Consider the following 11124-nt stretch of genomic DNA (forward strand, 5'->3'; position numbering starts at 1 on the left):
GCCGCCCGATCGTCGCGCCTATGCTGGCAGGCATGAAGAACATGAATGCCGAGCAGAACACCGCGCCGGGAGAGATCCAGGACTTCGACATCATCATCGTTGGCACCGGGTCAGGGAACACGATCCCGGCCCCGATCAACGATGAGAAGACCATCGCTATCGTCGAAAAGGGTGTCTTTGGTGGCACCTGCATCAACGTCGGTTGCATCCCGACGAAGATGTTCGTCCACACCGCCGACGTTGCGCGCTCCTTCCGCACCGCCGGCAAGCTCAGCCTCACCGGCTCGCTGGAGCACGTGGACTGGAAAGGCATTCAGCAGCGCGTCTTCGGCGACCGCATCGACCCCATCGCTGAGGGCGGTGCCGCCTACCGCGCCGGGGACGAAACCCCGAATATCACCCTCTTCCACGGAGAGGCTGCGTCCTTCGTCGCTCCCCGAACGCTGCGGATCGGCGACGGCGCGGACGCGCCGGTCATCCGCGGCAAGGACGTGGTGCTGGCCACCGGCACCCGCCCGTGGATCCACCCCGTCCTCGCAGACTCCGGCGTGCGCTACCGCACCAACGAGGACATCATGCGTCTGGACACCCAGCCCGAGTCACTGATCATCCTGGGTGGTGGCATCGTCGCGGTCGAGTTCGCCGCGATCTTCGACGCCCTCGGCACCAAGGTCACGGTCGTGAACCGCAGTGAGCGGCTCCTGCGCAAGCTGGACGCCGAGATCTCCGAGGCCTTCACCCTACAAGCCCGTGAGCAGTGGGATACCCACCTCGGGGTGGAACCGCGCTCGGCGCGCGAGACCGACAACGGACAGGTGGAGCTCACCCTCGACGACGGAACGGTGCTCGTCGCCGACGAGATCCTCGCCGCCCAGGGGCGCATTAGCAACGCGGACACGCTGGCACTCGAGGCTGCTGGCGTCGAAAAGAAGGAGAACGGGAAGATCAAGGTCGACGAGTTCGGCCGCACCACGGCCGAGGGGGTATGGGCGCTGGGCGATGCCTCCAACGACTTCGATCTCAAGCACGTCGCGAACCAGGAGGCGAAGGTCGTCCAACACAACCTCTCCCACCCCGAGGACCTGCGCGCCAACGACTACCACGCCGTCCCCAGTGGCGTGTTCACCCACCCGCAAATCGCGGTGGTGGGGATGACAGAGGACGAAGCCAAGGACACGGGCCGGGAGCTGACGGTGAAGGTGCAGCGCTACGCGGATGTGGCCTACGGCTGGGCGATGGAGGACACCACCGGTTTCTGCAAGGTGATCGCCGACCGCAAGACCGGCGAAATCCTGGGCGCGCACATCATGGGGCCGGAGGCCAGCACGCTGATTCAGAGCTTCGTCACCACGATGGCCTTCGGCATCGATGCCCGCCGCTTCGCCACCGAGCAGTACTGGCCGCACCCGGCGCTGACCGAGCTGGTGGAAAATGCTCTGCTCGGCCTGGAGTTCGACTAGCCCCTAGTCCCGGTCTATGCCCCCGGCCGAGCCGGGATACCTGGTCTAGCCCAGAGCTAGTCCTCGCTCGGCAGGGTGAGGACCTCGTAGCCCTCCTCGGTGACGACGAGGGTGTGCTCGAACTGGGCGGTCCACTGACGGTCGCTGGTCTGGACGGTCCAGTCGTCATCCCAGATCTCGTAGTCCAGCCCACCCAGGTTGATCATCGGCTCGATGGTCAGGGTCATGCCCGGCTCCAGCAGCGTCTGGTTGCTCGGGTTGTCGTAGTGCAGGACGATCAGGCCATTGTGGAAGGTGGGACCCACACCGTGGCCGGTGAAGTCACGGACCACATTGTAGCCGAAGCGCTTAGCGTAGGACTCGATCACGCGGCCAATGACGTTGATCTCGCGGCCGGGCTTGACGGCCTTGATGCCGCGCCACATGGCGGCCTCGGTGCGCTCGACGAGGAGGCGGTGCTCTTCGCTGACGTCCCCGGCGAGGAAGGTCGCGTTCGTGTCCCCGTGCACGCCGTTCTTGTAGGCGGTGACGTCGATGTTGACGATGTCCCCGTCCTCGATCACCGTCGTGTCGGGGATGCCGTGGCAGATGATCTCGTTGAGGCTCACGCAGGTGGACTTCGGGAAATCTCGGTAGCCCAGGGTAGACGGGTAGGCCCCGTGGTCGCACATGTACTCGTGCGCCACGCGGTCAACCTCGTCGGTGGTCACCCCTGGACGGACGGCCTTGCCAGCCTCCTGGAGCGCATCAGCGGCGATGCGGGAGGCTTCGCGCATTTTCTCGATGGTTTCTGGATCTTGGATCCAGGCCTCGCCAATGTTTTCCTGGACCTCGGCCTTCCACGCGTATTCCGGCCGCTCAATGTGGGCTGGCACGGTGCGGATCGGGGTTGGCTTACCTGGGGAAAGTGCTGCTCTGGTCATAGTGCCCGATGGTACTCCCCGGCCAGCGGCACAGGTCCTTAGCCCTCAGCGGCTGGGGTCAGCTCGTCCTCGCGCGGCGCGGCCGGGGCGTCCAGGTGCTTGAAGAACTCCCCGGTCACCGCGGTGGCGTGCTCACTGCCGCCGCCGCGGACGATGAGGGTCGCGAAGGCGAGGTCGCCGCGGTATCCGGTGAACCAGGCGTGCGAGCCGTCGTTGATCTCCGCCTCACCGGTCTTGCCGCGGACGTCGCCGTAGCGGTCGAGCCCGGCCGCGGTGCCGTTGGTCACCACGTCCTGCATCATCGCCTGCAGCTCAGCGATCCTCTTCTTATCGAGCGGCTGAGGCCCGGCCGGGGCCTTCTTGTCCTTATCGGTGCTGCCCTTGTTCCCAGTGGCCTTCTGTTCGGTGCCCTTCGGCTGGGTACCTGGCTTCGGCTTGTGGGAGGTGATGAGGTACGGGGTCGGCATCTTCCCCGCCGCCGCGGTGGCCGATACCAGCGCCATGCCGAAGGGGCTGACCAGGTCGTGGCCCTGGCCGTAACCGGCCTCGGTGCGGTCCAGCATGACCTCGCCGGTGGGCACCGAGCCGGTGAAGGTGTCCAGGCCCGGAATCTTGAAGTCCACACCCAGGCCGAACTGCGCGCTCGTGGCCTTCAACTCGCCGGGCTTGAGCTTGGTGGAGATATCCGCAAACGTCGTATTGCAGGAGCGGGCGAAGGCCTGGCGAAGTGGCCCGTCGCCGAAGCCGGAGCCGTTGTAGTTCGTAACGACACGCCCGCCGATGTCCTGGGCACCCGGGCAGCCCACGATCGAATCTGGCGTGAGGTTCTGCTTCTCCAGGCCTGCGTAGGCGGTGATGATCTTGAACGTCGAACCCGGCGGGTACTGGCCCTGCAGCGCGAGGTCGCCGTGCTCATCGGCCTTCGCACTCTGTGCGACCGCGAGCACCTCGCCCGTCGACGGCCGCATGACGACCATCATCGTCTGGCTATCCGCCCGGGTGTCCACGGCCCGCTGGGCGGCGTCCTGCACCTTCTTGGAGAGGCTGACCTGCACCGACGGGGCTTCCTTCGCCTCGTGCTTCTCCAGCTCCGTGACCTCGTTGCCCTCGGCGGTGGAGACGATGACCTTCCACCCGTCGGTGCCCTGCAACTCCTCCCCGACGACCGCGTTCACGCGACTCAAGATGTCCGGCGCAAAGTTTGGGTCCGGGCGGACCAGCGCGGATTCATCGTTGAGGCGGACCCCGGGCACGTCCCGCAGCACACTACGCAGCCGCTGCCCCAGCTTGTCCTCCACCATGGCGACCGAGTAGTCGCCGTCGACCTTCTTGGCCTCCGCTGCGACCTTCTCCGCGTCGATGGCCGGCGCGTTCTCCCCGCCCAGGGTGCTAACCTCGGCTGCGATGCGCTCGGCCGCAGCCCGGGGGTCACGGGCCTTGTCTGCGTTGAGGAAAATGCGCCACTTCTTCCCCGGCTTCATCAACACGGCACCGTCGGAGCCCACCACGCTCGCGGTCTCGGCCGCCACGGTGCGCAGCTCCAGGTGCTGATTGGCCCCCAGGCGCGGGTGCAGAACCGTGGGCTGCCAGCGGACCACCCAGTCGCCCTTGGACTTGGTGAGCGTCATCTGGGAGTCGTAGGCGAAACGTCGCTCCCCCGGCAGCTGCCAATCCATGCGGTAGCTGGCGGTCGCGACGTTGTCCTGGGTGCGCACGTCCTTAAGCTGCGCATCGAGCCCCTCGGCCTGCAGCTTGGTCCAGGTGTTGTCGATCTCCTTGGCCGCGGTGTCCGACTTGTCCGTGATGGTCTCCGGCTCGTTGCGTTCGGCCAGCCGTTCCAGGAACTCCGCCGCGGCGTCATCCGCCACATCCGGGCGCGGGGTGCACCCGGTGGCGGCCACGGTAACCCCCAGGGCGCACAGGAAGGCGAGGATAATCCGACTCATAACCGTGTACGTTAGCACCGCATTTGTGCTGTTCACCGGCATGACACAGCCGAATTTTCACCCTGCTTAAGCTGGGAGTGGTGCCCACAGGGGCCGCTAGGCGATGATCCCCCGCTGGCGGGCCACGGCCACCGCCGAGGTGCGATTATTGGCGCCCAGCTTGCGGAAGACGTGCGAGAGGTGGCTTTTCACGGTGGCCTCGGTGAGGACGAGCTGGCGGGCAATGTCCCGGTTGGATTTTCCTTCGCCGACCAGTGCCAGCACCTCGAGCTCCCGAGGGGTCAGTGCTTCGGTCGGGTTTGTCATCTGGCCCATGAGTTTTCCCATGATCTCCGGGGCCATGACGGACTCGCCACGGGCGGCGCGTCGAATGCCGTCCAGCACCTCGGACGGTGGGGCGTCCTTGAGCAGGTAACCGACCGCACCTGCGGAAACCGCACCGACGACGTCCTGGTCGGTGGAGTAGTTCGTCACCACGAGCACCTGGGGGCCGTCGGGGATCGCGCGGATCGCCTGGGTGGCGCGCACCCCACCCGCCAGCTCGGTGCCAGCCGGGCCTTCCCCGAAACGCAGGTCCATGAGCACCACGTCGATCTCCTGCTCGGTCCCCTGGAGTTCCCGGACCTGGACCACGGCCTCGTCCGGGTCGGCGATGGAGGCGACGACGTCGATGCCCGCAGCGTCCTCGGCAGTTTCGATGAGTGCCTGCAGCCCCACGCGGACGACGGGGTGGTCATCCACGATCATGATGTTCAGCCCACCCTGGGCTCCCCGACCAGGGGCCTGTGCTGCGTGGTTCACTGTGTCTCACCTTCCCGGCGCGTGTTCGACCCGGCGCCATCGACCCGATCGTATCCGGTCGTGGGCACCGTGATCGAGATGCCGGTTCCCTCTCCGGGGGCGGACTCGATGGTCATCTCGCCGCCGAGCGTCTCGACGCGACGGTAGACGCCGGAGAGGCCGAGGCTGCCGCCGGTAGCTCCGCGGTCGATGGCATCGCTGGGGTCAAAGCCCGCGCCGTTGTCGACGACGTCGAGAATGACGTCTCCCGGGTGGAAGGTCAGCGAGAGTTTGGCACGGTCGGCCCCGGCGTGGCGAACCACGTTGGATACGAGTGACTGGGCGCAGCGCAGCAGCCCTTCCTCCACTTCGTCGGGCAACGGGCGGGGCGCGCCGTCGGTCTCGAAGCTCAGCTTCTCTCCGAGCGGGGTGGAGCTGGCTAGCCGTGCCAGGGCCACGGGCAGCGCTGCTCCCTCTAGTGGGGCGGGCTGCAGGGCGGCAATGATGCGGCGGGTCTCGGCGAGGTTCTCGGAGGCGGTGGCTCTGGCCAGCCGCACCTGGGTGAGCATCCGCTGGTGCACCGCCTCGATCTTCGGCTGGTCTGCGGGGTGTTGGGCAGCGGCCCGCTTTCCCCCGCTATCGGGCGCTCCCCCGGCCTCGCCTACCCCAGCCGGGCTGGCTCCCTCCAGCTGGGATTCCACGGCGGTGAGCAGCATGTGGATGCTGGATAGTCCCTGGGCCACGGTGTCGTGGATGTCGCCAGCCAGTCGCATCCTTTCATCGGCCTCACCCGCCTTGCGGGAGCTGGCCAGGGCTTCTTCGCGGGCCGCGACCAGGGCATCGAGGGCACGTGCCTTGGCGGTGGCTTCCCGGTGCAGCAGCTGGAACCCGACCCCCAGGGTCCAGGCGACCGCGGCCCCGATGGTCGGTCCGGTCACCGCGCCGATGTTCCAACCGATGTGGCCGACCAGCATCGTCACGACCCCGAGCGTGAGTGCGGCGACCACCACCGCGGAGATCCGCGGGCTAAACACGTACACAGCGAGGAAGAACATCGGGAAGACGACGAATGCGCCCTCCAGCTGCCCGATAGACATCACGGCCCACGACCCCACCAGCAGGGCGAACCAGGTGGGCGCGCCCACCCAGCGGGTGACGAGTCGCTGGCTGCAGTAGATCACCCAGAACAAGCCCAGACCGACCCAGGTCATCGGGTGGGTGGCCCGCCAGGCCACGAGGATGAGCAGGCCGATCATCAGCACCTGCAGGCCCAGCCACAGCCCGTGGGAGAGCTTGTCGAGGGTCGCTGGCTGCGAGGTGACTGGGTGGGTGCGCGGGTCTTCGTTCACGCCTCCACCCTACCCCCCACGGCCTGGGGCTTTGGGCCGACTCATCCTTTCGTATGAGTCAAAGTCCACCCCCACAGCCGATGTATTACTCGCCGCGCCCGGCGAGCATAGAAGTATGTTTCAAGGTCTTAAAGAGCTCCGTTCCGCCCCAAGCCGCACTGCGCTGATCACCCTGACGGTCGCCATGATCACCGTGATGGTGACCTTCCTGGCTTCCCTCGCCGCGGGTCTGAAATATCAGTCGGTGTCCGCGCTCCAGGAGCGCCTGAGCGACGATCAGGTGCTGGTCCTCGAGGACTCCGGCACCGCGTCGCTATCCTCCTCCCGCCTCAGCGAATCCCAGATCGACACGCTGCGCGAGGACTACGGCGCCTCCCTGCTCGTCGTCGTCCGGGAGCGCGTGGACTCCACCCCTGTGTCCGTGTTCAGCTCCCCTGATATCCCGCACGGTGTTGCGCAGGTTCCGTCCGAGTTTGAGGACGACGCCCTCGCCCAGGCCTCCGGCACACCCGGCACCATCACGCTGGGCGGCAGCGATTTCCAGGTCGAGCGCCCGGACCGGGACCTCTACTTCGACCACCAGCCGGTGATCTTCGTGTCTGACGCCGATGCTGGGAGCCTGCGCACCAACTCCCTGGCGGCCGTCGTGGACGCCGAGGCAATCGATTCCGCGGGCGGGGCACCCGAGAGCACGGTGGCGCTGAGCGGCGATGACCGGTGGAATGCCTCGGCCTCCTATACCGGTGAGCAGCTCTCGCTGAACCTCATGATCAACCTGCTGTACGTGATTTCCGCCCTCGTGCTCGGCGCCTTCTTCATGGTGTGGACGATCCAGCGCCTGCGCGGCGTGGCGATCTCCTCGGCTCTTGGTGCGTCCCGCCGGGTGCTGATCGCCGACTCGCTGGGCCAGGCCGTGGTCGTCCTGGCCGTGGGAATCCTCGGCGGGCTCGCGGTCACTGGCGTTGTCGGCATCGCCCTGGCTGGCACCCTGCCGATCGACCTCACCGCTGGCACGATGCTCCAGCCCGCTGGCATCCTGCTCCTCGCGGGTCTGGCAGGTTCCGCGCTCTCGCTGCGCCCCGTGCTGAAGGTCTCCCCACACGAGGCCATGGCGGCAGCCTAAGCACCCCACTCCCGACATCGACCCCAACCACGCCTTCCAAGGAGAAAACCCATGACCACCGCAACCTCGCACAGCACCCAGACCCTGCAGCAGAAGCGCAATGCACGCTCCGGTTCCGGGCTCACGATGGACGCCATCACCCTGGAGGTCACCGATGGCGCGGCAACCCGCCGCGTTCTGAATGACATCTCCCTGCACATCGCCCCTGGCGAGCTGGTGGGTATTACCGGCCCGTCTGGTTCCGGCAAGTCCACCCTGCTGTCCGTGGCTGGCTGCCTGCAGGAGCCGACGAGCGGCGAGGCCGTATTGACCGCGGCCGACTCCGGCGAAACACTGAGGCTCACCGGACACTCCGCCCGCGAGGCGGCACGCATCCGCCGCAGCCACATTGGCATCGTCTTCCAACAGCCGAACCTATTGCCCTCCCTGCGGGTCAAGGATCAGCTCATGGCGATGCTGCACCTCGGCTCCCCGTGGCCCCTGCAGCGCAAGGCCAAGCAGGCTGCCTCCCAGCGCGCCGACGAGCTGCTGGATGCTGTGGGTCTGGGTGGCCTGCGGCAGCGCAAGGTCGGCGAGCTCTCCGGCGGGCAGCAGGCCCGGGTCAACCTCGCCCGCGCTCTCATGAACTCCCCACAGCTCCTGCTCGTCGACGAGCCCACCGCGGCACTGGATACCACCACAGCGACCCAGGTCACCGAGCTGATTCGACGGATGGCTCGGGAGTCCGACGCGGCCACCCTGTATGTCTCCCACGACCAAGATCAGCTGGCCACCCTGGACCGCGTGGTGACTCTCGTGGACGGCGAGATCACCGAGAGCCGCTAAACCCGGATAAGACTTCGGCCCGGCCTGCGCGTGCAGGCCGGGCCGATCGTCGTCATAACAGGGAAAGAACCCTAGCGGGTGACCTTCACCTCGGCGGAAGCGCCCTCCACGGCCTCCATGCCCTGCTCCTCGGCGATGCGGTGGGCCTCCTCGATGAGAGTCTCGACGATCTGGTCCTCGGGCACGGTCTTGATGACCTCACCCTTGACGAAGATCTGTCCCTTGCCGTTGCCGGACGCCACGCCAAGGTCGGCGTCCCGAGCCTCGCCCGGACCGTTGACCACGCAGCCCATGACAGCCACGCGCAGCGGGAACTCCATGCCCTCCAGGCCGGCGGTGACCTCCTCGGCCAGGGTGTAGACGTCCACCTGGGCGCGACCACAGGACGGGCAGGAAACAATCTCCAGCTTGCGGGGGCGCAGGTTCAGCGACTGCAGAATCTGGTCGCCGACCTTGATCTCCTCCACCGGGTCCGCAGACAAGGACACGCGGATCGTGTCGCCGATGCCCTGGGAGAGCAGCGCACCGAAGGCCACGGAAGACTTGATGGTGCCCTGGAAAGCCGGGCCCGCCTCGGTCACGCCAAGGTGCAGCGGGTAGTCCGTCTTCGCCGCCAGCTGGCGGTAGGCCTCAACCATCACGACCGGGTCGGAGTGCTTCACGGAGATTGCGATGTCGCCGAAGCCGTGTTCCTCGAACAGGCCGGCCTCCCAGATGGCGGACTCCACCAATGCCTCGGGGGTGGCCTTGCCGTACTTTTCGAGCAGGCGCTTATCCAGGGATCCGCCGTTGACACCGATACGGATCGGAATGCCTGCGTCCCCAGCGGCCTTGGCGACCTCCTTGACGCGGCCGTCGAATTCCTTGATATTGCCCGGGTTGACACGCACCGCGGCGCACCCAGCGTCGATGGCCTGGAAGATATAACGTGGCTGGAAGTGAATGTCAGCGATCACCGGGATCGGGGACTTCTTGGCAATGATCGGCAGAGCCTCGGCATCGCGAGGCTTCGGGCAGGCCACGCGAACGATGTCGCAACCCGACGCGGTCAGCTGGGCGATCTGCTGCAGCGTCGCATTGATGTCGTGCGTCTTCGTGGTCGTCATCGACTGCACCGAGATCGGGTGCTCACTGCCGACTCCCACGTCGCCGACCATCAGCTGGCGGGTCTTCCGGCGCGGCGCGAGCGTGGGTGGAGGTCCATCTGGGATTCCCAGAGAAATGCCGGACATGAAGGTCTCTAGCCCCTTTCGAAGAAAATACAGTGCTGCGGATCAAGCAGCGTGCCCCTCCCAGCCTAATACCGCTCCGGCGCCAGCGGGCAACGCCCCCGCTGGTGCGGTGCGGACTGGGTTGCAACTAGAACAGCCGCACGGGGTTGATCACGTCCGCGACGATGACGATGGCGCCAAAGACCATCAGCAGCAGCGCCACACCGTAGGTCAGTGGCAGCAGCTTGCGGTGGTCCACCGGCTGGCCCGGCTCCTTACCGCGGCAGCGGCGCAGCCCATCGCGAATGCGCTCGTAGATAGCCACCGCGATGTGCCCGCCATCGAGCGGTGGCAGCGGTACCAGGTTGAAGGCAGCCAAGAAGAGGTTCAGGCTAGCCAACATCATGAGGAAAGAACGCCACTGCTCGTGTTGGACCAGCTCCCCGCCGATGCGGGAAGCGCCCACCACGCTCATGGGGGAATCATCCGCGCGCTCGGCTCCGAAGATCGCCGCGACCACTCCTGGCACCTTCGCAGGCAGCGCGACCAACCCCTTGGCCGTCTCGGAGACCATGTAGCCGGTGAAGGAGAAGGTTCCGCCCACCGCGGTTGCCGGGTTGTATTCGACGTTGCCCGGCGGCTTGATCGTGATGCCAATCGCACCGGCCAGCCTCGTGGAGCCATCCTGGTTGCGCCGTTCGACGATGTCGACGTCGACCTGCTTGACCTCGTCCGTGCCATCGGTGTGTTGCACGCGCATCGGCACGGGGAGGGTATCGCCCACGCTGAGTTCGCGGCCCTGCGTTTGTGACTCACCGCCCGCGGCGCCAGCCGCGTTCTCCGAGACGAGTCGGTCAATGGCCTTGGTGAAGTCCGGGAAGGTGGGCACCTCCTGGCCATCCACATCGGTGATGGTGTCCCCTGGCTTGATGCCCGCAGCGGCTGCGGGGCCGTCGCCCGTGCAGGCCGCCAGCGTGCCGTCTGCCCCCTGGGTCGGAGGGGCGCACTGGGTGGACTGCACGGTGGTGCGGATATCCGCCTTGTGGTCGGGCAGGCCCCAGATATTCGCCACCGAATAGAGCACGATCAGAGCGACAAGCACATTGACGGCGATGCCGCCGGAGAGCACGATGACCCGCTGCCACCAGGGCTTGCGGTACATCGCGTGGGGCTTTTCTTCCTCGCTGAGCTCGTCCAGCGGGGTCATGCCGGCGATCTCGCAGAAGCCGCCGAGCGGGATCGCCTTGATCCCGTACTCGGTTTGCGGCACGCCACCGGTCGGGTCGGTAGCAACCTCCGTCTCCGCCATCAGCGGAGCCGGATTCGCCGGGACGTTAGCAACGTCGACGTCGACGTCGGCTGTTCCCGCGGCGGCAGCTGCACGTCCCTTCTCCCTCGGCGCGGTCGACCACAGGGTCGGTCCGAAGCCAATGAAGTATCGGCGCACCCGCATGCCGAAGGCGCGGGCGGCGAACATGTGCCCCGCCTCATGCAGCGCAATGCTGAT

Annotated in this window: 9 protein-coding genes; 3 read left to right on the forward strand and 6 right to left on the reverse strand. The window is 66.8% G+C overall.

The genetic code is table 11. From position 1 onward, the window contains the following. Positions 1-32 precede the first annotated feature (32 nt). Entirely contained in the window at positions 33-1460 is a 1428-nt protein-coding gene (gene mtr / locus Q1V78_RS07555) for a mycothione reductase (RefSeq protein WP_300613244.1), read from the forward strand. 56 nt (positions 1461-1516) lie between these two features. On the opposite strand, the gene map is transcribed toward mtr, so the two are convergent. Genes map through Q1V78_RS07575 form a run of 4 tightly spaced genes read right to left on the reverse strand, consistent with a single transcriptional unit; the run spans position 1517 to position 6458 of the window. Then, positions 1517-2383 (reverse strand): type I methionyl aminopeptidase, encoded by an 867-nt coding sequence (gene map / locus Q1V78_RS07560; RefSeq protein ID WP_300613246.1) that lies wholly within the window; start codon positions 2381-2383, stop codon positions 1517-1519. Positions 2384-2421: 38 nt separating this feature from the next. Beyond that, complete coding sequence (locus tag Q1V78_RS07565) at positions 2422-4371, reverse strand: penicillin-binding transpeptidase domain-containing protein (protein ID WP_300613248.1); 1950 nt, start codon at positions 4369-4371, stop codon at positions 2422-2424. A gap of 54 nt (positions 4372-4425) precedes the next feature. Then, on the reverse strand, positions 4426-5076 hold the full coding sequence (locus Q1V78_RS07570) for a response regulator transcription factor (RefSeq protein ID WP_300613263.1): 651 nt from the start codon (positions 5074-5076) through the stop codon (positions 4426-4428). A gap of 50 nt (positions 5077-5126) precedes the next feature. Then, positions 5127-6458 (reverse strand): sensor histidine kinase, encoded by a 1332-nt coding sequence (locus tag Q1V78_RS07575; RefSeq protein WP_300613250.1) that lies wholly within the window; start codon positions 6456-6458, stop codon positions 5127-5129. Positions 6459-6573: 115 nt separating this feature from the next. Here Q1V78_RS07575 and Q1V78_RS07580 point away from each other — a divergent pair, with 115 nt between their 5' ends. Both Q1V78_RS07580 and Q1V78_RS07585 read left to right on the forward strand, forming a co-directional pair. Continuing rightward, positions 6574-7581, forward strand: a complete 1008-nt coding sequence (locus Q1V78_RS07580; protein WP_300613252.1) for an ABC transporter permease — start codon at positions 6574-6576, stop codon at positions 7579-7581. Positions 7582-7632: 51 nt separating this feature from the next. Beyond that, on the forward strand, positions 7633-8406 hold the full coding sequence (locus Q1V78_RS07585; protein WP_300613254.1) for an ABC transporter ATP-binding protein: 774 nt from the start codon (positions 7633-7635) through the stop codon (positions 8404-8406). Between the two features lie 71 nt (positions 8407-8477). On the opposite strand, the gene ispG is transcribed toward Q1V78_RS07585, so the two are convergent. Beyond that, the gene (gene ispG / locus Q1V78_RS07590; protein WP_148820403.1) at positions 8478-9638 is read right to left on the reverse strand and encodes a flavodoxin-dependent (E)-4-hydroxy-3-methylbut-2-enyl-diphosphate synthase; all 1161 of its coding nucleotides are present in this window, start codon (positions 9636-9638) and stop codon (positions 8478-8480) included. 127 nt (positions 9639-9765) lie between these two features. Continuing rightward, positions 9766-11124, reverse strand: a 1359-nt coding sequence (locus Q1V78_RS07595; RefSeq protein WP_300613258.1) for an RIP metalloprotease, incomplete at its 5' end; no start/stop codon positions are given.

The organism is Corynebacterium sp., assembly GCF_030152825.1.
Taxonomy (GTDB): Bacteria; Actinomycetota; Actinomycetes; order Mycobacteriales; family Mycobacteriaceae; genus Corynebacterium.

Excerpts from the sequence above, each read along its gene's own strand:
- Q1V78_RS07580 (WP_300613252.1), top strand. The coding sequence starts at position 6,574 with ATGTTTCAAGGTCTTAAAGAGCTCCGTTCCGCCCCAAGCCGCACTGCG.
- map (WP_300613246.1), bottom strand. The coding sequence starts at position 2,383 with ATGACCAGAGCAGCACTTTCCCCAGGTAAGCCAACCCCGATCCGCACC.
- Q1V78_RS07570 (WP_300613263.1), bottom strand. The coding sequence starts at position 5,076 with ATGATCGTGGATGACCACCCCGTCGTCCGCGTGGGGCTGCAGGCACTC.
- ispG (WP_148820403.1), bottom strand. The coding sequence starts at position 9,638 with ATGTCCGGCATTTCTCTGGGAATCCCAGATGGACCTCCACCCACGCTC.
- mtr (WP_300613244.1), top strand. The coding sequence starts at position 33 with ATGAAGAACATGAATGCCGAGCAGAACACCGCGCCGGGAGAGATCCAG.
- Q1V78_RS07565 (WP_300613248.1), bottom strand. The coding sequence starts at position 4,371 with ATGCCGGTGAACAGCACAAATGCGGTGCTAACGTACACGGTTATGAGT.
- Q1V78_RS07585 (WP_300613254.1), top strand. The coding sequence starts at position 7,633 with ATGACCACCGCAACCTCGCACAGCACCCAGACCCTGCAGCAGAAGCGC.